The organism is Stenotrophomonas sp. CCNWLW57, from assembly GCF_037203925.1.
GTDB classification, from domain to species: domain Bacteria; phylum Pseudomonadota; class Gammaproteobacteria; order Xanthomonadales; family Xanthomonadaceae; genus Stenotrophomonas; species Stenotrophomonas rhizophila_A.
Genome location: NZ_JBBCBJ010000005.1, coordinates 350637 through 375145, shown reverse-complemented (window position 1 = coordinate 375145; position 24509 = coordinate 350637). Strand labels below are relative to the sequence as shown.

Annotated in this window: 24 protein-coding genes; 17 read left to right on the top strand and 7 right to left on the bottom strand. The window is 67.3% G+C overall.

Features of this window, described 5'->3' with window-relative positions; genetic code table 11:
- The first annotated feature begins 158 nt into the window (after nucleotides 1-158).
- Nucleotides 159-533 (top strand): hypothetical protein, encoded by a 375-nt coding sequence (locus V9K91_RS14430; RefSeq protein WP_068851791.1) that lies wholly within the window; start codon nucleotides 159-161, stop codon nucleotides 531-533.
- Between the two features lie 77 nt (nucleotides 534-610).
- On the opposite strand, the gene clpA is transcribed toward V9K91_RS14430, so the two are convergent.
- Nucleotides 611-2893 (bottom strand): ATP-dependent Clp protease ATP-binding subunit ClpA, encoded by a 2283-nt coding sequence (gene clpA / locus V9K91_RS14425; protein ID WP_336443441.1) that lies wholly within the window; start codon nucleotides 2891-2893, stop codon nucleotides 611-613.
- A gap of 433 nt (nucleotides 2894-3326) precedes the next feature.
- Nucleotides 3327-3656, bottom strand: coding sequence for an ATP-dependent Clp protease adapter ClpS (gene clpS, locus V9K91_RS14420; protein WP_068851786.1), 330 nt, complete (start codon nucleotides 3654-3656; stop codon nucleotides 3327-3329).
- 94 nt (nucleotides 3657-3750) lie between these two features.
- Here clpS and V9K91_RS14415 point away from each other — a divergent pair, with 94 nt between their 5' ends.
- The 6 genes from V9K91_RS14415 to V9K91_RS14390 all read left to right on the top strand — a co-directional run bounded on the left by V9K91_RS14415 (nucleotide 3751) and on the right by V9K91_RS14390 (nucleotide 8046).
- Entirely contained in the window at nucleotides 3751-4215 is a 465-nt protein-coding gene (locus tag V9K91_RS14415) for a hypothetical protein (RefSeq protein ID WP_068851783.1), read from the top strand.
- Nucleotide 4216: 1 nt separating this feature from the next.
- Nucleotides 4217-4678, top strand: coding sequence for an NUDIX hydrolase (locus V9K91_RS14410; protein ID WP_095364310.1), 462 nt, complete (start codon nucleotides 4217-4219; stop codon nucleotides 4676-4678).
- Nucleotides 4675-5814, top strand: coding sequence for a tRNA 2-thiouridine(34) synthase MnmA (gene mnmA / locus V9K91_RS14405; protein WP_093536707.1), 1140 nt, complete (start codon nucleotides 4675-4677; stop codon nucleotides 5812-5814). Before V9K91_RS14410 ends, mnmA begins: the two co-directional genes overlap by 4 nt.
- A complete protein-coding gene (hflD, locus tag V9K91_RS14400; protein ID WP_093536709.1) occupies nucleotides 5811-6425 on the top strand; it encodes a high frequency lysogenization protein HflD in 615 nt (204 codons plus the stop codon). The genes mnmA and hflD overlap by 4 nt, the downstream gene beginning before the upstream one ends.
- A 74-nt stretch (nucleotides 6426-6499) precedes the next feature.
- Nucleotides 6500-7690 (top strand): methyl-accepting chemotaxis protein, encoded by a 1191-nt coding sequence (locus tag V9K91_RS14395; RefSeq protein ID WP_068851775.1) that lies wholly within the window; start codon nucleotides 6500-6502, stop codon nucleotides 7688-7690.
- Nucleotides 7691-7863: 173 nt separating this feature from the next.
- Nucleotides 7864-8046 (top strand): hypothetical protein, encoded by a 183-nt coding sequence (locus tag V9K91_RS14390; protein ID WP_249834252.1) that lies wholly within the window; start codon nucleotides 7864-7866, stop codon nucleotides 8044-8046.
- Between the two features lie 144 nt (nucleotides 8047-8190).
- Here V9K91_RS14390 and V9K91_RS14385 read toward each other — a convergent pair whose 3' ends face one another.
- Complete coding sequence (locus tag V9K91_RS14385) at nucleotides 8191-10995, bottom strand: bifunctional diguanylate cyclase/phosphodiesterase (RefSeq protein WP_095364311.1); 2805 nt, start codon at nucleotides 10993-10995, stop codon at nucleotides 8191-8193.
- Nucleotides 10996-11138: 143 nt separating this feature from the next.
- Here V9K91_RS14385 and V9K91_RS14380 point away from each other — a divergent pair, with 143 nt between their 5' ends.
- Together V9K91_RS14380 and V9K91_RS14375 are read left to right on the top strand one after the other, a co-directional pair.
- Complete coding sequence (locus V9K91_RS14380) at nucleotides 11139-13241, top strand: PAS domain S-box protein (protein ID WP_095364312.1); 2103 nt, start codon at nucleotides 11139-11141, stop codon at nucleotides 13239-13241.
- 3 nt (nucleotides 13242-13244) lie between these two features.
- Nucleotides 13245-15002, top strand: coding sequence for an EAL domain-containing protein (locus V9K91_RS14375; RefSeq protein WP_095364313.1), 1758 nt, complete (start codon nucleotides 13245-13247; stop codon nucleotides 15000-15002).
- A gap of 217 nt (nucleotides 15003-15219) precedes the next feature.
- Here the strand turns inward: V9K91_RS14375 and V9K91_RS14370 are convergent, their stop codons facing one another.
- The 4 genes from V9K91_RS14370 to flgA all read right to left on the bottom strand — a co-directional run bounded on the left by V9K91_RS14370 (nucleotide 15220) and on the right by flgA (nucleotide 17875).
- A complete protein-coding gene (locus V9K91_RS14370) occupies nucleotides 15220-16449 on the bottom strand; it encodes an ATP-binding protein (RefSeq protein WP_179197305.1) in 1230 nt (409 codons plus the stop codon).
- A 44-nt stretch (nucleotides 16450-16493) separates the two neighbouring features.
- On the bottom strand, nucleotides 16494-16832 hold the full coding sequence (locus V9K91_RS14365; RefSeq protein ID WP_093532818.1) for a flagellar protein FlgN: 339 nt from the start codon (nucleotides 16830-16832) through the stop codon (nucleotides 16494-16496).
- Nucleotides 16829-17131, bottom strand: a complete 303-nt coding sequence (gene flgM, locus V9K91_RS14360; RefSeq protein ID WP_068851758.1) for a flagellar biosynthesis anti-sigma factor FlgM — start codon at nucleotides 17129-17131, stop codon at nucleotides 16829-16831. Before flgM ends, V9K91_RS14365 begins: the two co-directional genes overlap by 4 nt.
- Nucleotides 17132-17212: 81 nt before the next feature.
- Nucleotides 17213-17875, bottom strand: a complete 663-nt coding sequence (gene flgA, locus V9K91_RS14355; protein WP_068851755.1) for a flagellar basal body P-ring formation chaperone FlgA — start codon at nucleotides 17873-17875, stop codon at nucleotides 17213-17215.
- A 105-nt stretch (nucleotides 17876-17980) separates the two neighbouring features.
- Here flgA and V9K91_RS14350 point away from each other — a divergent pair, with 105 nt between their 5' ends.
- From V9K91_RS14350 to flgH, 8 genes are all read left to right on the top strand, one after another.
- A complete protein-coding gene (locus tag V9K91_RS14350; RefSeq protein ID WP_068851752.1) occupies nucleotides 17981-18925 on the top strand; it encodes a chemotaxis protein in 945 nt (314 codons plus the stop codon).
- A gap of 419 nt (nucleotides 18926-19344) precedes the next feature.
- Nucleotides 19345-19740 (top strand): flagellar basal body rod protein FlgB, encoded by a 396-nt coding sequence (flgB, locus tag V9K91_RS14345; RefSeq protein WP_068851748.1) that lies wholly within the window; start codon nucleotides 19345-19347, stop codon nucleotides 19738-19740.
- A 3-nt stretch (nucleotides 19741-19743) separates the two neighbouring features.
- The gene (flgC, locus tag V9K91_RS14340; protein ID WP_068851745.1) at nucleotides 19744-20151 is read left to right on the top strand and encodes a flagellar basal body rod protein FlgC; all 408 of its coding nucleotides are present in this window, start codon (nucleotides 19744-19746) and stop codon (nucleotides 20149-20151) included.
- Nucleotides 20152-20177: 26 nt separating this feature from the next.
- Nucleotides 20178-20858: a flagellar hook capping FlgD N-terminal domain-containing protein gene (locus V9K91_RS14335; protein WP_093532817.1), complete on the top strand. Its 681-nt coding sequence runs from the start codon at nucleotides 20178-20180 to the stop codon at nucleotides 20856-20858.
- Between the two features lie 31 nt (nucleotides 20859-20889).
- Entirely contained in the window at nucleotides 20890-22113 is a 1224-nt protein-coding gene (gene flgE / locus V9K91_RS14330; protein ID WP_068851739.1) for a flagellar hook protein FlgE, read from the top strand.
- Nucleotides 22114-22148: 35 nt separating this feature from the next.
- The gene (locus V9K91_RS14325) at nucleotides 22149-22901 is read left to right on the top strand and encodes a flagellar basal body rod protein FlgF (protein WP_068851737.1); all 753 of its coding nucleotides are present in this window, start codon (nucleotides 22149-22151) and stop codon (nucleotides 22899-22901) included.
- A gap of 105 nt (nucleotides 22902-23006) precedes the next feature.
- Complete coding sequence (flgG, locus tag V9K91_RS14320) at nucleotides 23007-23792, top strand: flagellar basal-body rod protein FlgG (RefSeq protein WP_336443440.1); 786 nt, start codon at nucleotides 23007-23009, stop codon at nucleotides 23790-23792.
- A gap of 22 nt (nucleotides 23793-23814) precedes the next feature.
- A complete protein-coding gene (flgH, locus tag V9K91_RS14315; protein ID WP_068851731.1) occupies nucleotides 23815-24507 on the top strand; it encodes a flagellar basal body L-ring protein FlgH in 693 nt (230 codons plus the stop codon).
- Nucleotides 24508-24509: the final 2 nt, after the last annotated feature.

Sequence of the window (24509 nt, the reverse complement as noted above, 5' to 3'; positions counted from 1 at the left end):
GCGTGGGCGCCATTCAGCTGTGCCCACCGTGCCGGCAGTCACCCTGCCCCACGGCACCCTGACATCAGTCAGCCTGCCTTGATGCAGATTCGCCACCGGCCGAACGCAGGCACTGTGGTCTACGGTCCACTCCGGATCGTGACCCACTGGCCCCCGCCATGAAGACCCTGATCGCGCTTTGCCTGTTGGTTGTTTCCAGCGCAGCCGCTACGGCATCGGCGCAGACTGCGCCAGCTGCCGCCACCCCGGCGGCCTCCGATTGCATCACCCTGTCCAGCGACCAGCAGCTGGTCCGCAAGGGCGCCGATCGCAGCATCCTGCTGCGCAACGGCACCGATCACTACATCGTCCATTTCCAGAACAGCTGCAGCCAGGCCAGCTTCTCGCGAAAGCTGGAGTTTGCCACCCCCAGCAACGAGGGCCAGCTGTGCGGGGCACGCGCCAGCAAGCTGCGCACCGACACCGGCAGCTGCGATGTCGCCCGGCTTGAGCCGATCAGCGCAGAGGCGTTCGCATCCCGCGCCAAGCGCTGAGCGAGGCCCAACAAAAACGCCCCATCCGGGGCGTTTTTGCGTTCAAGAAGCCACGGCCAACGGTCGTGGCCTACCGGTCATTCGACCGTTGCCGGCAGCAGCCGCTCCGGCTCGGCCTGCGCTTCGACGAACAGCTCGTCGTCGCGCACGTCGATGCTGACCCGGCCGCCATTGACCAGCTTGCCGAACAGCAGCTCGTCGGCCAGCGGCCGCTTGACCTTGTCCTGGATCACCCGCGCCATCGGCCGGGCACCCATCAGCGGGTCGAAGCCGTGGCGGGCCAGCCAGTCGCGCGCGGTCGGGGTGGCCGACAGGCTGACGTGCTTTTCCTGCAGCAGCATTTCCAGCTCGATCAGGAACTTGTCCACCACGCGCAGGATGTGCTCGAAGCCCAGCGGCTGGAACTGCACCACCGCATCGAGGCGGTTGCGGAATTCCGGCGTGAAGCTCTTGCGGATGATCTCCATCGCGTCGGTGGCGTGGTCCTGCCGGGTGAAGCCGATCGACCGCCGCGAGGCCTGCGCCGCGCCGGCGTTGGTGGTCATCACCAGCACCACGTTCTTGAAGTTGGCTTCGCGCCCGTTGGTGTCGGTGAGCACGCCACGGTCCATGACCTGCAGCAGGATGTTGAAGATGTCCGGGTGGGCCTTTTCCACCTCGTCCAGCAACAGCACGCAGTGCGGGGTCTTGACGATCTTTTCGGTGAGCAGGCCACCCTGGTCGAAGCCGACGTAGCCCGGGGGCGCACCGATCAGGCGGCTGATCGAATGCGGCTCCATGTATTCGCTCATGTCAAAGCGCACCAGCTCGATGCCCAGCTGCAGCGCCAGCTGCTTGGTCACCTCGGTCTTGCCCACGCCGGTGGGGCCGGCGAACAGGAAGTTGCCGATCGGCTTTTCCGGATTGGCCAGGCCCGAACGGGCCAGCTTGATCGCCGAGGACAGGGTCTCGATGGCCGGATCCTGGCCGAAGATCACCATCTTCAGGTTGCGCTCCAGGTGCTGCAGCACGTCCTTGTCGGTGGCGCTGACCTGCTTGGCCGGAATGCGCGCCATCTTGGCCACGATCGTTTCAATTTCCTCGATGTCGATCAGCTCCTTGCGCTCGCCCTCCGGCAGCAGGCGCTGGCGGGCACCGGCTTCGTCGATCACGTCGATGGCCTTGTCCGGCAGCAGGCGGTCGCCGATGTGCTTCACCGACAGGTCCACCGCCGCCTGCAGCGCATCATCGGCATAGGTCACGCCGTGGTGCGCCTCGTACTTGGGCTTGAGGCCCTGCAGGATCTCGTAGGTCTCGCCGACGGTCGGCTCGACGATGTCGATCTTCTGGAAGCGACGGGCCAGCGCCCGGTCCTTCTCGAAGATGCCGCGGTATTCCTGGAAGGTGGTCGAGCCGATGCAGCGCAGCTCGCCGGAGGCCAGCGCCGGCTTGATCAGGTTGGAGGCGTCCATGGTGCCGCCCGACGCCGACCCGGCACCGATGATGGTGTGGATCTCGTCGATGAACAGCACCGCGTTGGGCATCTTCTTCAGCGCGGTCAGCACGCCCTTCAGGCGCTTCTCGAAATCACCGCGGTACTTGGTGCCGGCCACCAGCGCGCCCAGGTCAAGCGAGTAGATGACCGCATCGGCCAGCACGTCGGGCACCGTACCTTCCACGATGCGCTTGGCCAGGCCTTCGGCGATGGCGGTCTTGCCCACGCCGGCCTCGCCCACGTAGAGCGGGTTGTTCTTGCGGCGGCGGCACAGCACCTGGATGGTGCGCTCGATTTCGTCGCGGCGGCCGACCAGCGGGTCGATCCGGCCGTTGCGCGCCGCTTCGTTGAGGTTGCTGGCGAATTCGGCCAGGGCGTCGCCTTTGCCCTCGCCATCCCCACCCTCGGCGCGCCCTTCGGCGTCCGACGACGGCGGCACTTCGCCCTCCTCGCCCAGCTTGGCGATGCCGTGGGAGAGGTAATTGACGATATCCAGCCGGGTCACGTCCTGCTGGTTGAGGTAATAGACCGCATGGGAGTCCTTTTCGCCGAAGATCGCCACCAGCACGTTGGCGCCGGTGACCTCCTTCTTGCCCGAGGACTGCACGTGGTACACGGCCCGCTGCAGCACGCGTTGGAAGCCCAGGGTGGGCTGGGTGTCGCGGCCGTCATCTTCGGCCAGGCGCGAGACGGAGGCGTCGATGGCCTGCTCCAGCTCCTGGCGCAGGCGGTCGGCGTCGGCCCCGCATGCCTTGAGCACGGCCTGGGCGGACGGGTTGTCGAGCAGTGCCAGCAGCAGGTGTTCCACCGTCATGAACTCATGGCGGGCCTCACGGGCGCGCTTGTAGCACTGACCGATGGTGTGTTCGAGGTCTTTACTGAACATGTTCTACTCCGGCGGCAGTTGAGAACAATATGCGGCCTACCTGCACAATTTCCATCACCCTACTGGATCGGTGCGTTCAGATGGCGTTATCACTTGCGCGATCATGCCTCAGACACCGCCAGCATTGGCTGCCCACCCGTGATGGCGACGTCATTTCGCCGTGGCAAGTACCCCGCCTGCCCGACGGCTCCCGGCGTTGCTTCAGACAGGGACGGGCAAGCGGACTGTAAACGGCCACACCCGGGCCATGCGCGGGCGGGCATTTGATTGATCCAGATCCTGATGGGCCCGTACAAATTCGTAGCCCCGGCCGTTGCCCGGACACCGCGCGCAGCGCGGCCCAAGTGTCCGAAGCCGGTTACCTGCCGGGTGGAACACACCATCCGGCGTTTCAACCCACCGAAGCCGCCCCTCAGGCGCCGGTATTGCCGCTCTACCCGGCTTTTTCCATCGTGCACAGCAGCGGATGCTGGTTCATGCGCGAGAACTCATTGACCTGGGCGACCTTCGACTCGGCGACCTCGCGGGTGAACACACCGCACACGCCACGGCCACGGGTGTGCACGTTGAGCATCACCTGGGTGGCTTTTTCCAGATCCATCGAGAAGAAGTGCTGCAGCACGGTCACTACGAAGTCCATCGGGGTGTAGTCGTCGTTCAGCAGCATCACCTGGTAGAACGGCGGCGGCGCGACCTCCGGGCGGGCTGGTTCCAGCGCTACGCCGTGGTCGTGGTGGGGTTCTTGGGAAGGCTCGCGGGGCATCCGGACATTATAGACGCCGCACCGGCCGGATTGGACGTTGGCCCCCTGGCCCCGTCACAATCCACTCATGGATACATACTTTCACAGGGATTTCATGAAAAGGATCGCCACCGCGCTGCTGCTGACCGCCACCGTGTTCGGGGCCCAGGCCGCAACGCCCGACAAGGCCGTCGGCCGCGTACTGGACACGCTGAAGTACCCCTATGAGGTCGACGAGGACGGCGACTACAAGCTGGTGTTCGACGTCGAAGGCGACCGCACCCAGCTGGTGTTCGTGCGCTCGGCCGTGGAAGAGTACGGCAAGCACCGCATCCGCGAGATCTGGTCGCCGGGCTACAACGCGCCGGGCAAGCAGTTCTCCGCCGCGGTGGCCAACCGCCTGCTGGAAGACTCGCAGGACGCCAAGCTGGGCGGCTGGGTGAAGCAGGAGCAGCTGGCCATGTTCGTGGTGAAGGTGGATGCCAACGCCAGCGCGGACGCCCTGAGCGAGGCCATCGAGGCGGCGATGAACACCGCCGATGCGATGGAACTTGAACTGACTGGAACGGACGAATACTGACGTGAACGAAGTGCAGGACCTGCGCTGGGCGCCGCACGTGACCGTGGCCACCGTGGTGGTGCGGGACGGGCGCCTGTTGCTGGTGGAAGAAGCCATCGACGGCCGCGCGGTGCTCAACCAGCCGGCCGGGCACCTGGAGCCGGGCGAAAGCCTGGCCGCCGCCGCCGTGCGCGAGACCCTGGAAGAATCGGGCTGGACGGTGCGGCTGACCGCCTTCATCGGCACCTACCAGTGGACCGCGCCCGACGGCACGCCGTTCCTGCGCTTCGCCTACGCGGCCGAGCCGATCTCGCATGACCCTGCCCGACCGCTGGACACCGGCATCCTGCGCGCGCTGTGGCTGGACCCGGCCGAGCTGCAGGCCGAGCCCTCGCGGCTGCGCAGTCCGCTGGTCTGGGAGGTCGTTGCCGACTTCCTGGCCGGCCAGCGCCACCCGCTGTCGATCGTGAAGGAGGTTGCATGAGCACCCCGCGCATCATGGTCGGCGTTTCCGGCGGCGTGGATTCGTCCGTGGCCGCCTGGCGGCTGGTCCAGCAGGCCGAGCCGGTGGCCGGGCTGTTCATGCAGAACTGGGCCGACGACGGCAGTGGCGATTGCCGCGCGGAAGACGACCGCCGCGATGCGGTCGCGGTGTGCGGCCTGCTCGACATTCCGTTTCACTTCCGCGACTTCTCCAGCGAATACTGGCAGGGCGTGTTCGAACACTTCCTGGCCGAATACGCGGCCGGGCGCACCCCCAACCCGGACGTACTGTGCAACCGCGAAGTGAAGTTCAAGCACTTCCTGGACGCGGCCCGCGAGCTGGGCGCCGAACGCATCGCCACCGGCCACTACGCCCGCGTGGCCCAGGTGGGTGGGCGCTGGGCACTGCTGCGCGGCGCCGACCGCAGCAAGGACCAGAGCTACTTCCTGCACCAACTGGGCCAGGCCCAGCTGGCCGCCACCCTGTTCCCGATCGGCGACCTGCAGAAGAACGACCTGCGCCGCATTGCCCGCGATGCGCGCCTGCCGACCCACGCCAAGAAGGACTCCACCGGCATCTGTTTCATCGGCGAGCGGGACTTCCGCGAGTTCCTGGGCCGTTACCTGCCGGCGCGTACCGGTGAAATCCAGGACCCGGACGGCAACCGCATCGCCGAGCACCCCGGGGTGTTCTATTTCACCCTGGGCCAGCGCGAAGGCCTGAACATCGGCGGCGTGCGGGGCCGCCCGGCGGCCCCGTGGTACGTGGTGGGCAAGGACGTGGCCAGCAACGTGCTGTACGTGGACCAGGACCGCGAGAGCCCCTGGCTGCAGTCGACCCGCCTGCATTCGGAAACTGCCCACTGGATCGCCGGCGCACCGCCTGCGCGCGAATTCGAGTGCACCGCGCAGACCCGCTACCGCCAGCCGGACGAGCCCTGCACGGTGCGGGTGCGCGACGATGGCAGCGTGGACGTGCGTTTCGCGCGGCCGCAGCGTGCCGTCACCCCCGGGCAATCCCTGGTGTTGTATGACGACGAGGTCTGCCTGGGTGGCGCGGTGATCGCCGCCACCGATGCGCCGCTGGAGCAGCGCCTGCGCACCGCCCCTTCCCCCTTCGAGGTATCTGCTGCATGAGTTTTTCCATCGACGACCGCGTCCTTGCCCTGGCTGGCATCGCCCAGGCGCTGCAGCAGGTGCGCCGCATCGCCGAAACCGGCCATTCCGAGGCCAGCGTGGTCCGCACCGCCATCGACAGCGTGTTCCGGATCGACGCTGACAGCCCGCAGGCCATCTATGGCAGCGCCGCCAACCTGGCCCCGGGCCTGCGCCTGCTGCACAACTATTTCCGCAACCAGGGCCAGGACGAGATCCTGCCGCGGTTGGCATTGGCCGTGCTGCAGCTGGAGCGCCGCTTCGTGCGCGAGAACGCCGTGGTCGAGCAGGTCAGCCAGGGCATCGCCCGTGCCCAGCGCCAGGCCGCCGAGCTGAACGACAGTGCCCACCCGGACGTGCTGTCCAGCCTGGGTGGACTGTATGCCGACACCATCAGCCACCTCAAACCGCGGGTGATGGTCCAGGGCAACCCGCACTACCTGGGCCAGGCCGGGGTGGTGGCCGAGATCCGCGCACTGCTGCTGGCGGCGGTGCGTTCGGCGGTGCTGTGGCGCCAGACCGGCGGCCAGTACTGGGATTTCCTGATCTCGCGCAAGGCGATGATCGAAGCGGTGGACCGTCAGCTTCGATAAAAAATGGTGCACGGCGGCTAAAGCAAACGGGGGTACGGCCGATACATCCTCTGTGCACCTCCCCGAGAACGTCCATGTACTCACGCCTCTTCACTAGTCTGGCCGCCCCCCTGGTCCTGACCCTGCTGCTTCCCTTCGCCATCGGCTTTGAATGGCCGGCCGCCCTGCGCTGGGCGATCCTGACCACGATGACGCTCAGCTGGCTGGGGTTCGCGTGGTGGACCGCCCGCGCCCAGACCCAGCGCTCGCCCGAGCATGCCCGCATGATGCGGGAACAGGACCAGCTGCTGACCGAGCTGCGCTCGTTCGTCGGCAACGAAATCGACGGTTCCCGTGGCGAAATCGAACGCGCCCGTGACCTGATCCGCCAGGCCGTGGCCGGCCTGGGTGGCAGCTTCGATGCCATGAACCGCAAGTCCCGCCAGCAGAGCCAGGCACTGGCCCGGATCGTTGACCGCGCCGGTGAAGACGGCGGCGCCGGCGTCGACGTGGCCCGTTTCGCCCAGCACGCCAGCCACCGCATGGAACAGCTGGTGGAAGCGCTGGAACAGGTCAGCGGCCAGAGCAGCAACACCGTGCAGCACATCGACCAGATGGCGCAGCACCTGGATGGCATCTTCGCGCTGCTGGAAGACGTCAAGTCGATCGCCGACCAGACCAACCTGCTGGCGCTGAACGCTGCCATCGAAGCAGCCCGTGCCGGTGAAGCCGGTCGCGGCTTCGCGGTGGTGGCCGACGAAGTGCGCAACCTCTCCGAGCGCTCCACCACCTTCAACGAGCAGATCCGCAAGCTGGCGCACAGCTCCAAGGACGCCATCGCCAAGGTCCGCGAGACGGTCTCCAACATGGCCTCGCGGGACATGGACCGCTCCCGCGAAGCGCGTCACGAAGCGGCGGCCATGCTCGACAACGTGGCGCAGATCAACGCGTCGCTGGGCGAAGGCATGCGCGAGATCTCCGAGTGCGGCCGTGCCATCGACAGCAGCGTGGCCGAAGCCGTGCGCGCCCTGCAGTTCGAGGACATCGCCACCCAGGCCCTGGGCGGCGTGCACACCCACCTGGACCGCCTGACCTCGATCAACCGTGAAGCGGTCGGCCTGCAGGAGCTGCTGCACCGTAACGGCGGCGTGTTCGATGCCGAAGTGGCCACCGCGCTGCAGCGTACCGGCAACCGCCTGCGCGAAATGCGCAGCGAGTGGGAACGCCCGCCGCACAAGCCGGTGAGCCAGCAGAGCATGGCAGCCGGTGCGGTTGAACTGTTCTGACCTGCCATTCGTGCCGGCAACGGCATTCCACGAGGGCCCCGGCATTGCCGGGGCTTTCGTGCGTGTAGCACCCTGACCCATCTGCTGAAGACTGCCGCATGCTGTTGAACGCTGCCCCCTCCCAATTGATTCCTGCCGGTAACGGCGCGTTGCCCGACGCTGCGGGCGACGTCATGCCCCCTGCTCTGGCGCCCGTAGTGCCGAAGAGCGGGCGTGCGCTGTTGGCGGCGCTGGAACAGCAGGCGCAACGGGAACTGGCGGGAATGATGGCGACCGCACCGGCGGCAACGCCGCTGGATCCCGCATTGGCGGGATTGGCGTGGGACCTGGGATTGAGCGGCGACAGGGTTGGTTGATACGGGTCCCGATGGGCCCGTGACAATCCGTGGATCGGAATCAACCCACCACAGGCTCGTCAACGGTCATGGACACGACGGTATCGGGATCATCAACGGGCACCGGACACCGGTAGCGCCGGCCGTTGGCCGGCCCACGCACCGTCAGGGGGCGACCGGAATCCGCAACGCGTCACCAGCCGGGGCGGGAATCGCCTGCATCTGTCCGCCACCGTGCTTCAGCCACTGGGCCAGGTCACGCGGGGTCAGCGGACGCGAATACAGGTAGCCCTGGATCTCATCGCAGCCCTGGCGGCGCAGCATCGCTTCTTCCTGCTCGGTTTCCACGCCTTCGGCCACCACTTTCATGCCCAGGGCGTGGCCCAGGTGCACGATGGCCTGGGTGACCTCGGCGGTACCGGCATCGTGGAGCATGCCCTGCACGAAGCTGCGGTCGATCTTCAGGCGGCCCACCGGGAAACGGTTGAGGTAGTGCAGGTTGGAGAAGCCGGTACCGAAATCGTCTACCGCCAAGGGCACGCCGTGCCGCTCCAGCACATCGAAGCAATGCCGCAGCACGTCGGTGTCACGGATCAGCGCCGATTCGGTCAGCTCCAGCTCCAGCCGCTGCGGTGCCCAGCCATGGGCGTGGCAGATGCCGATCACCCGCTCGGCAAAACCACGGTCGCGCAGCTGCACGGCCGACACGTTCACCGCGATCCGGTCGAAGGTCAGCCCGGCCCGGTCCCACGCCGCCGCCTGGCGGCAGGCCTCGGCCAGCACCCAGTCGCCGATGCGCACGATCTCGCCGCACTTCTCGGCAATGGGAATGAACTCGGCCGGACTGCAGTAGCCAATCCCCGGGCGGTGCCAGCGCAGCAGCGCCTCGATGGCCGGCGGCTGGTCCTGCGCGGCATGCAGCAGCGGCTGGTAGGCCAGGCTGAACTCTTCGCGCTCGATGGCGCCCAGCAGCGCATGCTCGATCTCCAGCTTGCGCTGGATCCGCAGCAGCGCGTCCTGGCTGTAGTACTGGTAGGTATTGCGGCCGGCTTCCTTGGCGGCATACATGGCCGCATCGGCTGCGCGCAGCAGGGAATCGAAATCGGTGCGTCCTTCGTCAAGCATCGCGATGCCCACGCTGGCGCCCACTTTCAGGGTGTGGTCGCCCCGTTGCAGTGGCTCGGCCAGCGATGCGATCAGCTTGCGCGCCACGTGCCCGGCATCTTCCGGATCGGCCAGATCGCGCAGCACCACGATGAACTCATCGCCGCTGAAGCGCCCGAACAGGTCGGCGTTGCGCAGGTTCTGGTGCAGCCGCGCCGCCGCTGCCTTGAGCAGCGCATCGCCGGTGGCGTGGCCGAAGGTGTCGTTGATGGTCTTGAAACCATCCAGGTCGATGAACAGCATCGCCAACGGCGCGCCGCGATCGCGCGCTTCCTCGATGGCGTCGGCGGTCTGCTCGCGCAGCAGCATGCGGTTGGGCAGGCCGGTGAGCAGGTCATAATGGGCCAGCAGCTCGATCCGCTCGTTGGCTTCGCGTTCGCGGGTGATGTCACGGAACAGCACCACGAAGCGGGTTGGCAGGCCATCGCGATGGTCCAGCTCGACCAGCACCTGCACCCAGACGCGCAGCCCGGACTGGCGGTAGAAACACAGGTCCAGCTGTTCGGGCAGGCCGCCGGCGGCAATGCGCGCCAGTGCGGCCTCGAATGCATCGCGCGAATCCTGCGTGTACAGCGCCAGCGCCTGGTCCAGGGTGATCGGTTCCTTGCGCAGCCCGTGGATGCGGTAGCACTCCTCGGTCCACTGCATGTGGCGGGTGGCCACGTCGATCTCGCAACCGCCGATCCTGCCCAGCGCCGAGACCCGGTTCAGCAGCTCGGTCCGCCAGCGGATGAGCGCATCGGTCTGGTGCTGTTCGGTGATGTTCTGGACTTGGCCCAGCAGGCGCTGGATGCGCCCGTCCGGGCCCAACAGCGGCTGCATCCACAATCGCAGGTGCAGCGCGCTGTCGTTCCCGCGCGGCAGCTCCAGCGCCAGCGTGCTGGGCTTGCCATCGCGCAGCATGCGCCGCCAGGCCTGCCGCAGCAGGCCGCGCGAACGCGGTTCCAGCAGGCGCAGCCAGTGCCGGCGGCTGTTCAACGGGGCATCGCCCACGCCGAGCAGCGCCCGGAACTCCGGCGACCACCAGAACTGGCGGCTGTCCGGGTCCCACGACCAGCTGCCCATGCTGGCGATGCGCTGCGCCTCGCGCAGGTGCACCTGCTGTTCCAGCAGCAGGGCTTCCATCTGTTTCTGTGCCTGGATGTCGGTGTGGGTGCCGACCATGCGCAGCGGCTGTCCGTCGACGGTTCGGGCCACCACGCGGCCGCGATCGAGCACCCAGCGCCACTCGCCTTCGGGATGGCGCAGGCGGTACTGGGCGGTGTACACCTCGCCTTCGCCGCGCAGGTGCGCGTCAAGCGCCGCGCGCACCGCGGCCTGGTCATCGGGATGCACAGGCGCCAGCAGCGCCTGCCCGGCCTCTGCCGCCGCGTGTTCGTCCACGCCGGCCGGCACGTCATGCCAGCGCTGCGAACGGGTCACGGCGTCGCTGGGCAGGTCCCAGTCCCACAAGCCGTGCCCGGCGTGGTCCAGCGCCACTTCCCAGCGGCTGCCCGCGTAGGCGGCGACCGGTTCGGGCACGCTGAGGGTGAAGGCCAGCAGGTTGCCGTCGGCGTCGTGCACGGCGCGCATCCAGCCATCGAAGCGTCCACGGGGCCCGCCCGGCAGCTGGCACGGCACCAGGCCGCCATCGGCGGCCAGCAGCCGCAGGTCTTCCAGCAGCTCGCCGTAGGCCGCCACGGTAGCCGGCAACCCATGTTCGCGCGCGGCCGGATTGGCGGCGAGCGGGCGCCCGGTCCGGTCCAGGATGACCAGGGCCGAGGCCAGGGGGTGCTGCAGCAGACTCGCGATGATGCCTTGGTCCACGCGGTATGACTCCGATAACGCACCCGACAGCCGGGAACGCAATCGTTAGCGGCTGTTCTGGTCGATAGTTGAGCCTCGCGTGCGCCCGGGGTGTCCCAGCCACTACTATGGACCGCCCACCCAACCCCTTCCCGTCGCGCCCCATGCCTGTCGTCCCGCCCGGCCCGCCCGCACCGCACCGCCGTGACCACCCGCTCGCCCAGGCCCTGCGCCGCGATCGCTGGCGGGTGGTGCTCGGCTATCTGGTGCTGGCCCTGGTCTGGATCCTGTGCAGCGACGCCGCCGTGCAGGTGCTCACCGCCGACCTGGCCACGGCCGCGCGCTGGCAGACCGCCAAAGGGGCGTTCTTCGTCATCCTCAGCGGCGCGCTGATCTACCTGCTGCTGCGCCCGCTGGCCCACCACGTGCTGCAGACCCACGCGAAGCTGGAGCACTCCGAGCAGCGCCACCGGCAGCTGTTCGAGGGCAACCCCGGGCCGATCCTGGTGTACGACCTGGACACGCTGGAGATCCTGGACGTGAACCCGGCCGCGTGCAGCCTGTTCGGCTGGACGCGCGAGGAGTTCACTGCCCTGCCGATGACCGCGCTGTGGCCAGCGGGCGACGAAGCAGTCCTGGCCGCCAAGCTTGACCAGATCCGGGCCCAGCCGGACCAGCTATGCGTGCTTACCGCCGACCTGCTGTTGAAGGACGGCAGCCCGCGGCGGATCGAAATGCGCAGCAACTACCTCGATTACGCCGGCCGCCCGGCGCGGCTGTTGATCGCCATCGACCGGACCCGCGAAGACCAGGCGCTGCGCCGCCGCGACCAGGCCCTGGCCCGTGTCGAGGAAGCCCATGAAATGGCCCGGATCGGCGCGTGGGAAGTCGACCCCGCCACGGGTATGGGCCAGTACTCCAACCAGGTCTACCACCTGCTGGGCCGGCGCCCGCCGGAAGCGCGGCGCTGGCACCGCTTCGACGAGCTGCTGGTGCCGGCCGATCCGTCCACCGCCGCACTGAGCGAACAGCTGCTGCAGGACATGCGGGGTGAGCAGGTGCAGATCGACGTACTGCTGCCGCTGCTGGCCATGGACGGTCGCGCCTTGATGGTCCACCTGCGCGCCGAGAGCGGCACCGACGACGCCGGGCGCCCGCGCGTGCTGGGCACCCTGCAGGATGTCACCGAGCGCGAACACTCGCGGCGCCTGCTGCGCGAGCGTGAGGAGCAGTTCCGCGAACTGGTCCGGGTGCTGCCCGACGGCGTGGTGATCCTCTCCGACGAACACGTGCTGTATGCCAATGCCTGCGCCGCGGCCCAGTTCGGCTACGGGCAACACACGCTGCTGGGCGAGCCGCTGTCGGCGCTGGTAGCCGCCACCGACCTGTCCCGGGTCCGCGCGCAGCTGTTCGCCACCATTCCCCTGCCCAGCAGCGGCAGTGAAGTCATCGGCATGCGCCGGCTGGACGGCGAAGGCTTCCAGGCCGGCCTGGCGGTGGGCGAGGTGCGTTACGGCGGGCGCAACTGCAAGCTGCTGATCGTGCGCGACCTGAGCGAGCCGGAGCGTATCCGCGAGGCGCTTGAAACCAGCAACCGCGAGCTGCAGGCCATGGCCGGGCGCCTGTTCTCGCTGCAGGAAGACGAGCGCCGCGCGATCTCGCGCGACCTCCACGACGATATCGGCCAGGCCATCACCGCCATGAAGCTGTCGGCATATGCGGCGCAGGATGAAGCCGATCCGCAACGGCGCGGCGAAGACCTGGAGCAGATCATCCAGCTGGCCGACACCACGGTGGGCAAGCTGCGCGACATCTCCACCCTGCTGCGCCCGCCGCAGCTGGACGCACTGGGCCTGGAGGCGGCGTTGCGCTGGCAGGCCGGGGTGCTGTTCCGTTCCTCGCCGATCGAACTGCTGGCCGACATCGCGGCGCTGCCGCGACGGCCGCAGGGTGAGATCGAGCAGGCCTGTTTCCGCATCGCCCAGGAAAGCCTGACCAATGTGCTGCGCCATGCGCGCGCCAGCCAGGTGCACCTGACGCTGCAGGACGTGCAGGACCATGGCCTGCACCTGCAGGTGCGCGATGACGGCGAAGGTTTCGACCCCGACGGCCCGCGCGGACTGGGCCTGATCGTCATGCGCGAACGCGCGCAGAGCGCCGGCGGCACCCTCAAGATCGAGTCGGCGCATGGCGCCGGCACCCTGGTCGACCTGTTCCTGCCTTACCGCAGCGATGGCGTGGCCACCCCCGATACCGTGGAATATTGAGTGATGTGGAACCCTTCCCTGCCCCTGGTCAGCATCGAGGACGCGCCGCCCCGGCTGGGTGCCGGCAATCCTGCGCTGCAGGCGATGGTGGCCGAGGCCGCCTCCGGTGGCACGCCGTTGATGCTGATGCACGTGGATATCGACCACTTCGCGTCGGTCAACGAGAACATGAGCGCCGAGGTCGGCGATCAGGCGCTGGTGCTGGTGGCCCAGCGCCTGCAGCACCACCTGCGCGGGCGCGGCAAGCTGTGGCGGCATGGCAGCGATGAATTCCTGATCGCGGTACCCCGCACCGCCGACCTGCCACTGCCGGACGACCTGGCCGAAGAGATCCGGCAGCAGCTGGAGCTGCCGCTCTCGGTGCTGCCGTATACGCTGTTCATGACCGGCAAGCTCGGCGTCAGCCTGTGTCCGGAGCATGCGACAGAGACCTCGCGCCTGCTCGACCATGCCGAGGACGCGCTGTACCAGGCCGCCCGCGAGGGCGGCAATGCCGTGCGCATCCACGCGGTCAATACCCCGTCCAGCGCGCACAGCGAGAGCATCATCGCGCGCCAGATCGTGGACGCCATTCCCAATGGCGAGCTGAAGCTGCGCTACCAGCCGCTGGTGAGCGCCCGCGATGGCCATGTGGTCGGGATGGAGGCGCTGCTGCGCTGGCAGTCACCGACGCTGGGCATGCTGGTGCCGGAGCGTTTCATGCGCACCGCCGAGCGGCTGGGCATCATCGTGCAGATCGGCACGTGGGTGCTGGAGGGCGCACTGAAGCAGGCCAGGCTCTGGCGGGACCTGGGCTTCGATGACTTCACCATCGCGGTGAACGTGTCGACGCTGCAGCTGCTGCGTCCGAACTTCTTCGGTGAGGTGATGGCGCTGATGCAGACCGCCGGGGTGCCGGCGCAGATGCTCACGCTGGAAATCAACGAAAGTGCGCTGACCAACAACGTCAACTTCGTGCACGAAACGCTGGTGAACCTGCGCAATGAAGGCATCAGCCTTAGCCTGGACAACTTCGGCACCGGCGATTCCAGCCTGAGCGCGCTGGTGCGCTATCCGGTGGACAAGCTGAAGATCGACCGCAGCTTCATCAAGAGCGCGCCGGCCGGAAACCGCGAGGCGGCCATTGCGCGCGCGATCATCGCCATGGGCCACCAGCTGGGCATGACGGTGATCGCCAACGGGGTGGAGTCGCAGGCACAGCTGGGCTTCCTGCGCCGCAATGACTGCGACGTGTTCCAGGGTTACCTGTTCGGCGAGCCGATGTCGGCCGACGCGGCGGGCATGACCCTGCGCCGGCGCTACCTGCGCCCGGAAGCGTTCGCCGAAACCCGCCCGGACCGCACGCTGCTGCTGCTGGACGACGAGGAGAACGTGCTGCGTTCGCTGGTGCGCCTGTTCCGCCGCGATGGCTACCGGATCCTGGCGGCGGGCAACGTGCGCGATGCGTTCGACCTGCTGGCGATCAACGACGTGCAGGTGATCCTGTCGGACCAGCGCATGAGCGACATGAGCGGCACGGAGTTCCTGGGCCGGGTGAAGATGCTGTACCCGGACACGATCCGGCTGGTCCTGTCGGGCTACACCGACCTCAACACGGTCACCGACGCGATCAACCGCGGCGCGATCTACCGCTTCCTGACCAAGCCCTGGAACGACGACGAGCTGCGCAAGCACATCCACCAGGCGTTCCGCACGCACGAAGAGCAACGGCGCGCCAATACCGCCCAACCTGTTGCGATACCGGCGCCGGAAGGCGAATGAAACTGGTTGATTGATCCCAATCCCAATGGGCCCGTAAAAACTAGTAGCCCCGGCCGTTGGCCGGACACCGCGCGCAGCGCGGCCCAGGCATCCGAAGGCGGCAAGAACACCGCAATCAGTGAAATGTCCGACGTGTAGAGCATCCGAAGCCGCCCATCAGGCGTTCATGAACCCGGAACGAAAGGCATCCGGCCAACGGCCGGGGCCACCGGTTCCGTCAGCGCGGTTGCTTGATCGGCAACACCAACCGGAACCGCGACCCGACGCCCGGGGTGCTGTCCAGGTCGATCCGCCCGTGGTGTTTGTTGATGATGCTGTAGGAAATCGACAGCCCCAGCCCGGTGCCGCTACCCACCGGCTTGGTGGTGAAGAACGGATCGAAGATGCGCTGGCGCAGGTCCGGCGAAATGCCGCCACCGGTGTCTTCGAATTCCACCCAGACGTAGTCGCCGTCCACGCCGGTGCGCACGGTGATGGTGCCGCGCTCGGCGATGGCGTGGCCCGCATTGAGCAGCAGGTTCATGTAGACCTGGTTGAGCTCGGACGGCAGGCATTCCACCAGCGGCAGCTGGCCGAACTCGCGGTGCAGCGTCACCTTGTACTTGAGCTCGTTCCAGATGATGTTGATCGTGGACTCAAGACCCGAGTGCAGGTCGACCAGCTTCCACGATTCGTCGCGGCCCGAGTACGAGAAGTCCTTCAGGTCACGCACGATCCGGGTGACCCGCTCGATGCCTTCGCGTGATTCGGCCATCAGCTGCGGCAGGTCGCGGCTGATGAAATCGATGTCGAAGCGGTTGCGGATATCGTCGATCTCGGGAATCAGCGCCTTCGGGTCCGGCGCGCGCAGTGCCCGCTCGTAGGCTTCGATCACGGTGAACAGGCTGCGCAGGTATTCCTGCAGGCTGCCCAGGTTGGAGTGGACGTAGCCGATGGGATTGTTGATCTCGTGCGCGACGCCGGCGGCGAGCTGGCCGATGGAGGCCATCTTTTCCGACTGCAGCAGTTTTTCCTGGGTGCCGTTGAGGCGCAGGTAGGCCTGCCGCAGCTCGGCGTGGCGCTGCTGCAGCTCGCGTTCGTAGTCTTCCTGGCCTTCGATGCGACGGAACAGCGCCAGGTAATGAAGCCGGCCGGCGTCTTCCTGCTGGTAGACATGCGCGATGACCATGCGTTCGCCCACGGGCAGGCTGCCGTTCCAGTGGCCGTGCAGGCGCGCATGCTCCAGCGCATCGGGCGGCAGCAGCTGGCGCAGCCATTGCGCGGGATCCACGCCGGCATCGATCTCGGCCTGGCCGAGCATGCCGCGCACGGCGGCGTTGGCCACGGCCACGCTGCCGTCATCACGGAACAGGAGCACGCCTTCATTGATGCGCTCGAACAGCGCAAGCAGAACCGGCTGCGGCGGCAGCGGTGCGGTGACAAAAGTGGTGGGCGCGGTCACGGTCACATCGGGGCAGTCGAAACAGGTGCCCACTATATCCGTGTTGGCGCCTAGGCGACGGCCAGCGGCCTGCGCGTGTGCAGGGTGTTGGCCTGGCCCTTGGCGTCGTACGCCGAGGAGGCTTCGCTGCGGCCCAGCTGGCGCAGTGCCCAGTTGACCTCGCGGCGGCGGCGCGCCAGCAGCACGCCGTTGGCGCGGTTGCGCTCGGCCAGCTCCTGCAGGCGTTCGTTCTGCCCCACCGGCAACACCTGCTCCAGCGCACGCAGCGCATCGAGCTTGGCGCTGGTGGCGCGGATCAGGGACTGGACGTCATGCTCCACCAAGGCCTGGCGTTCGACGTCCAAGGCATCGCTGAGGCGCTGCAATGGCTCGCTCATGGCCAGCTTCATTTCTGCAGCTGCTGGTCCAGCTCAAGCATGCGCGAGGCGATCGCGTCCGGATTGATCTTGTACGTGCCGTTCTGCAGCGACTCGCGCACGGCCTGCACGCGGCCGGCATCGATCGCCGGGGCGGTGCTCAGTTCGCGCTGCAGTGCCTGCAGGCTGGTGGCCTCGCCGGTCAGCTTCAGGCTGTCGGCCGCTTCCACCGGCCGCGCCGGGGCATCGGTGCTCACGCTGGGCTTGTTACCCGGCGCAATGCTGCGCAGATGGGCGGTCGCCTGCAGGTTGCCGTCGATTTTCTGGCTCATGGGTTGTCCTGGGAGTTACGGTTCACAAGGGATAACGGCACGGGGGCCGGCATCTTTAGGAGATTTTGCGTGCTGGAGTGGTCAGCGCGTCACAAAAACGTCGCCGCTGGCCGCCACCGTGCCCTGGACCACCTTGCGTGACGACAGATTTTCCACGGATACGCGTTCATTTTCACCTGCATCGGCCAGAGCCTTCCCCGCCACCCGGACTTCGACCCCACCAAAACGCGAGACCAGGGCAACGCTGTCGCCGCGGCGGATGAGACGCTGGGCGACCAGGTCGTTGGCCGACAGCAGGCTGCCGGCACTCAGCGTACGCCGCGCCACCCGCCCCACCGCCACGGCCGGGTCGGCCAGGGCGGCACCGGCAATGCGGGCTACGTCTCGCTGTGCCGTAGTGATATCGGCCACCCCCAGCGTTTCTCCAGCGGCAATGCCCCGATTGAGGATCAGCACGGTCTGGTTGCGGCGCACCTTCACCGGTACGAACAGGCGCCAGCCACCCGCGTCGGGGCAGCTCACCTCCACGGTGCTGGTGCCGGTGGGCTGGGCGCGCAGGTCCTGGCCGCAGGCCGGCAGGCGCAGCGCCGAATCCAGGGTGGTGTCGCCTTCGCTGCCCGCCGGCAACGTGGACAGCGCGGCGGCACGGATGCTGTCCACCGGCTGCCAGCCGCCAGCGGCCTGGGCGTGCGGGGACGCACCGGCCAACGCGATCAGCGCGACAACTATAGGAAGGATACGCATGGCGGCTCCGGGGCAAGGCACATGCGCAGCACCCTGCAAGGGCCGTGCCGTTCATGCACGGCGCGCGGCGCTCAAGTGATTGCCAATGCCGCCGATACATCCCCCATGTCACATGACCTGCTCAACCGCATCGACCAGCGCACGCGCCTGGCGGGCCACAACCGCCTGGCCCTGCTGCTGTTCCGCCTTGGCGGACGTCAGCTTTTTGGCGTCAACGTGTTCAAGGTGCAGGAAGTCCTGCGCCGGCCGGACCTGTTCCAGGTACCCGGGCTGCCCAGCCAGTTCGCCGGCGTGGCCGACGTGCGCGGCCGCTCGGTACCGGTGCTGGACCTGGGCCTGGCGATCGGCCACCCCGAGCGCGAGCCGGACGCCGACAAGTCGCCGGGCTACCTGGTGGTGACCGAATTCAACCGCTCGATCCAGGGCTTCCTGGTCAGCGGCGTGGAGCGCATCGTCAACATCGCGGTCGAAGACATCCACCCGCCGCCGGAGCTGGGCGCCGAATCGAGCTACCTGACCGCCGTGACCCGCTTCCAGGGCGAGCTGATCCAGGTGATCGACGTGGAAAGCGTGCTGGCCGACATTGCCCAGGTGCGTGGCGAGGCCGTGCTGGACCCCTCGATGGCGCTGCCGGCCGACGCCCCGCAGCTGCAGGTGCTGGTGGTGGACGACTCGCGGGTTGCCCGCCAGCAGATCCGCAGCGTGCTGGACCAGCTGGGCGTGGGCGCCACCCTGCTCTCGGACGGCAAGCAGGCGCTGGACCACCTGCTGCAGATCCACGCCGCCGGCGAAAACCCGGCCGAGCGTTACGCCATGGTCATTTCGGACATCGAAATGCCGGCCATGGACGGCTACACCCTGACGACGGAAATCCGTCGCCATCCGGGCCTGGCCGGCCTGTACGTGCTGCTGCACACCTCCCTCTCGGGCGTATTCAACAACGCCATGGTCGAGCGGGTCGGCGCCAACGCCTTCGTGGCCAAGTATTCCCCACACGAACTGGCCGATTTCGTGCTGGATCGCCTCCGGAAGGTCGCCCTGGCGGCCTGACCGGCCGTTGACCTTGGTTGATTGATCCGGACCCAAATGGGCCCGTAAAAATTCGTAGCCCCGGCCGTTGGCCGGACACCGCGCGCAGCGCGGCCCAAGGGTCCGGAGCCTGACAGGCTGTCGGTCGGGACCGTACGTCCGGGTGTGCAACCAGAACGAAACCGTGTATCAGGCGACATGAGCGCGTGACGGGCGGCTTCGGAACCACTAAACGCCGGGATGTTGGCCGCGATCGATAACCCGCCGGCTTCGGACGCTTGGGCCGCGCTGCGCGCGGTTTCCGGCCAACGGCCGGGGCTACGAATTTTTACGGCCCCATGGGGATCCCGGTCAATCAACCAAGGCCTTCGGTTCGGCGCGGTTGCCCGTTCTGGCACGGCCCTTGCAGCCTCCCCCACATCGTCCCGTGGGAGAGCGCCATGCCCAACCTGATTTCCGACTATCTGGGTGTCCATGCCCAGGCCATGCCGTTGCGCGAGCAGCGGATGAAGCTGATCGCCAGCAACCTGAGCAATGCCGATACTCCCGGGTACAAGGCCCAGGACCTGGACTTCGATGCCGCCCTGCGCAACGCCCAGGGTGCCGACAGCAACGGGCTCATGCGGACCACCAATGAGCAGCACTTCAGCATCGGCGGTGGGCTCAACCCGTTCCAGATCACCAAGGAAGGCGTGCAGCCGAGCATCGACGGCAATACCGTCGATCCCGATGCCGAACGCGCCGCCTATGGCCGCGCCGCGCTGGAATATCGCGCCTCGCTGAGCTTCGTCGAATCCAAGGTGCGCTCCATGCTCACCGCGATCACGGGGCAATAAGCCATGAGCAACCTGCCCATCTTCGATATCGCCGGCTCCGCGCTGCAGGCCCAGTCCGTGCGCATGAGCACGCTGGCCTCCAACCTGTCCAACGCCGACACCGTCGCCGGCTCGGCCGATGCCGTGTACAAGCCGCTCGAGCCGATCTTCCAGTCGGTCACCAGCCGCACCGACCCGAACATCACCACCGTCCAGGTCAAGGAAATCAGCCAGAGCAACGCCGCGCCGATCAAGCGCTACGAGCCCGGCCACCCCCTGGCCGATGGCGATGGCTACATCTACCAGCCCGATGTCGACCCCGTCGCCCAGATGGTCAACCTGATCTCGACCTCGCGCAATTACCAGGCCGGCGTGGAGATGCTCACCACCGCCAAGGAACTGGCGCTGGCCACCCTGACCATGGGTCGCTGACCCTTCTTATTGCAGGACATACCGTCATGAGCAGCACCAGCGGCGTCGGCAACACCGACATCTACAGCGCCTTGGGCCTGAACGCACCCAACAGCAGCACCACCAAGAAGAAGGACACCCTGGACCAGGCCGACTTCCTGCGCCTGATGACCGAGCAGCTGCAGCACCAGGATCCGCTCAAGCCAATGGACAACACCCAGATGGTGGCGCAGATGGCGCAGCTGTCGCAGGTGCAGGGCATCAATGACCTCAACAGCACCGTCCAGGGCTTCCAGGAATCGATGGCCGGCGACCAGGTGCTGCGCGGCGCGGCGCTGGTCGGCCATGACGTGCTGGTGCCCTCCACCAAGTGGCAGCTGGAAACCGAAGGCGATACCAGCGGCATGGTCGCTGCGCCCGGCGCCGGCTACGTCACCGTGGACATCACCGACGCCAACGGCGTGAAGGTGACCCAGCTCAGCGTGGAAGCCAAGGAAGCCGGCGAAGTGACCTTCAACTGGGATGGCAAGGATGCCAACGGCAACCGCATGGCCGCCGGCAGTTACACCATCGCCGCCACCCACACCGACAGCGCCGGTACCCAGACCAAGATCAACACCTACGTCGAAGCACCGGTGGAAAGCGTCACCGTCGGCTCGGACGGCCTCTACCTCAACCTCAAGGGCCTGGGCACGGCCCCGATCGACTACGTGCTGCGCGTCAGCTGAGTCCCTTCGTCACGCATCCAAGGAGAATCCCATGGGCTTCAACATCTCGCTGTCCGGCATCAATGCCGCCAATGCCGACCTGAACGTCACCGCGAACAACATCGCCAACGTCAACACCACCGGCTTCAAGGAATCGCGCGCCGAGTTCGCCGACCTGTTCTCGGCCACCAGCTATGGCCTGTCCAAGAATGCAGTAGGTTCGGGCGTGCGCCTGACCAACGTGGCCCAGCAGTTCTCGCAGGGCAACAACGAGCAGACCGGACGCAGCCTGGACATGGCGATCTCCGGCGAAGGCTTCTTCACCATGAGCATGAACGGCGCCCGCGTGTACTCGCGCGCCGGCAACTTCCAGACCGACCAGGCCGGCTACGTGACCAACCCGCAGGGTGCGCGCCTGCAGGTGTTCGCGCCCAACGCCGACGGCACCAGCTTCGACAGCGGCCGCCTGACCGACCTGCAGCTGCTCACCACCGACAGCCCGCCCAAGCAGACCGGCAAGGTCAACGTGGCGTTCACCCTGCCGGCCAACGCCAAGCAGCCGACCCTGGCCACGTTCGACCCGACCGATTCCAACAGCTACAACCAGTCCACCGGCGGCATCACCGTGTACGACTCGCTGGGCGTGAGCCACACCCAGACCTCGTACTTCGTCAAGACGGCCACCGCCAACGAATGGCAGGTCTACAACTACGTCGATGGCCAGGCCGTGGGCACCCCGACCACGTTGACCTTCAACGATGCCGGCGCGCTGACCACCCCGGCCAACGGCCAGATCGTGATGGACCCGTTCACCCCGACCACCGGCGCCGGCACCCTGGCGATGACCCTGGATGTCACCGGGTCGACCCAGTACGGCGAGAAGTTCGCGCTGCGCAACACCCAGCAGGACGGCTACGCCGCCGGCAAGCTCAACGAAATCACCGTGTCCGAAGAGGGCGTGGTCTATGCCCGCTACACCAACGGCGACGACAAGCCGCTGGGCCAGGTCGCGCTCACCACCTTCAACAACTCGCAGGGCCTGGAAGCCAAGGGCAACAACCTGTGGGTGGAAACCTTCAGCTCCGGCACCCCGCGTACCGGCGCGCCCGACAGCTCCAACCTTGGCAAGGTGCAGGCCGGTTCGCTGGAAGCCTCCACGGTGGACCTGACCGAGCAGCTGGTGAACATGATCACCGCCCAGCGCAACTTCCAGGCCAACTCGCAGATGGTCTCCACGATGGACCAGATCACCCAGACCATCATCAACATCCGTTGATGAGCCACTGATCGCAGCAGCACGGGAATACAACGATGGACAAGGCACTCTACGTCGCGATGACCGGTGCACGTGCGTCCCTGCAGGCGCAGGGGACGCTGTCGCACAACCTGGCCAACACCGATACGCCTGGATTCAAGGAAGCCCTCGCCAATACCGAGGCCTTCCCGATCAAGGGTGCCGGCTACGCCTCGCGCGTGGATGCCCTGCACGTGGACGCCGGCTTCAACCGGCGCCAGGGCGCGCAGCACATCACCGGCAACGCGCTGGACCTGTCGCTGGACGCAGGCAACTGGCTGGCGGTGCAGGCGCCGACCGGGGGCGGTGAGGCCTATACCCGCGGTGCATCGCTGTCGATCACGCCCAATGGCCAGCTGGTGACCGCCGGCGGCCATCCGGTGCTGGACGAGAACGGGGCGCCGATCGCGATTCCGCCGCACCAGGCGATGGACATCGGCAACGACGGCACCATCTCGATCATCCCGCAGGGCGAAGGCCCGCAGACCATGGCGGTGATCGGCCGCCTGCGCGTGGTCGCCGCCGAGGATGCGCGGCTGGAGCGCGGGCTGGACGGGTTGATGCGCAACACCGACCCGCAGCAGCCGTTCGTGCAGGCCCAGGGCAAGTCGCTGGACAGTGGCCAGCTCGAAGGCAGCAACGTGGATGCCGCCGGCGCACTGGTGCAGATGATCCAGCTGCAGCGGCAATACGAAATGCAGGTGAAGGTGATCAAGCACGGCGATGAAAACGCCCGCAGCGCCAACTCCCTGCTGCGCCTGGGCAGCTGACCGGCCGCCCCGACGTAATTCCGGCGCGGTTGTGGCACGCGCCATGCATCAGCCAGGACAACGGCCACCTCACGTGGCCACCCGCATCAACACAGGAACAAGGCCATGAACCAGGCATTGTGGATCGCCAAGACCGGACTGGATGCGCAGCAGACGCGCATGTCGGTGGTTTCCAACAACCTCGCCAACACCAACACCACCGGCTTCAAGCAGGACCGTGCCAGCTTCGAAGACCTGCTGTACCAGCAGGTGCGCCAGCCCGGCGGTTCCTCTTCGGCCCAGACGCAGCTGCCCACCGGCCTGCAGCTGGGTACCGGCGTGCGCGTGGTGGCCACCTCCAAGAACTTCGAACAGGGCAGCCAGCAGCAGACCGGCCGGGCGCTGGACATGATGGTGAACGGTCGCGGCTTCTTCGAAGTGCAGATGCCCGATGGTTCGTCGGCGTATACCCGCGACGGCTCGTTCCAGCGTAACCAGCAGGGCGAACTGGTCACCAACAGCGGCTACCCGGTGCAGCCGGGCATCCAGATTCCCGAGGGCGCGCAGTCGCTCACCATCGGCACCGACGGCACCATCAGCGTGAAGATGGCCGACGACGCCGCCTCGGTCGAAATCGGCGCGCTGACCCTCACCGACTTCGTCAATCCGGCCGGCCTGCAGGCACGCGGTGAAAACCTGTTCCTGGAAACCACCGCCTCGGGCCCCGCACAGAACGGCAACCCCGGCCTGAACGGCCTGGGCAGCGTGGTCCAGGGTGCGCTGGAAGGCAGCAACGTCAACGTGGTCGAAGAGCTGGTGTCGATGATCGAAACCCAGCGCGCCTACGAAATGAACGCCAAGGCGATCTCCACCACCGACTCCATGCTCGGCTACCTCAACAACAACGTCTGATCGGTTGAACCGGGAACCTGCCATGTCGCCTCTGCGCCCTACCCTTCGCCTGCTGCTCGCCAGCGCCGTGACCGCCCTGCTCGGCGGCTGCGTCATCGCGGGCGATGTGCGCCCGTATCCGGCAATGGCGCCGGTCGTGCCCGTGGTCGCGCCCAGCGCGCCGGCCACCGCCGGGGCGATCTACGCCTCGGGCCCCGGCCTGCAGCTGTATTCGGACCGCCGCGCACGTGATGTCGGCGACCTGCTCACCATCACCCTGACCGAAAGCACCACCGCGCAGACCACCGCCAACACCAGCACCGACAAGGAATCCAACCTCGCGCTGGGCACGCCCACGCTGTTCGGTGCGCCGGTGACGCTGGGCGGCAAGGACATCCTGGGCGCCAGCGCGACCGGCTCGCGCGACTTCACCGGCAAGGGCACCAGCGCGCAGAGCAACCGCCTGCAGGGCAGCGTGACGGTTACCGTGATGCAGCGCCTGCCCAACGGCAACCTGGTCGTGCAGGGTGCCAAGAACCTGCGGCTGAACCAGGGCGACGAGCTGGTGCAGGTACAGGGCATCGTGCGCGCGGCGGACATCTTCCCGGACAACACCATTCCCTCCAGCCGCGTGGCCGATGCACGCATCGTGTACGGCGGTCGTGGCCCGGTCGCCCAGTCCAATGCGATGGGCTGGCTGAGTCGTTTCTTCAACTCGGCGCTGGTGCCGTTCTGAGA